Source organism: Halostella sp. PRR32 (genome assembly GCF_034808085.1).
Taxonomy (GTDB): Archaea; Halobacteriota; Halobacteria; order Halobacteriales; family Natronoarchaeaceae; genus Halostella; species Halostella pelagica.
Window position 1 is genome coordinate 1 of sequence record NZ_JAXHGL010000191.1, and the last position, 259, is coordinate 259.

Here is a 259-nt window from a genome sequence, read left to right on the forward strand (position 1 = left end):
CTGCTGGCTGAGAAGGACACTCTGACCCAGCAAATGGCTGAGAAGGACACTCTGATCCAGGAAATGGCTGAGAAGAATCAGACCCTACAGAACAACCTTTCTGAGAAAGAAGAAAGAGAGGTTTTTCAAAGAACAGCAGGACCTGTTTTCGGAAAAGGATACCCTGGTCCAACAGATGGTCGAAGATATCCAGACCATCAAGAAAAATGCCTCTGAGAAAGAGCAGTTTTTCAAAGAGGAAGAGAACCGGATGTCCGAG

The 259-nt window shown here is 46.3% G+C and carries 1 protein-coding gene; it reads left to right on the forward strand.

Annotated features, from left to right (window positions below; genetic code table 11):
• The coding region (locus tag SM753_RS20840; protein WP_323192959.1) for a hypothetical protein at nt 1-216 on the forward strand (216 nt) is incomplete at its 5' end.
• Between the last annotated feature and the right edge of the window lie 43 nt (nt 217-259).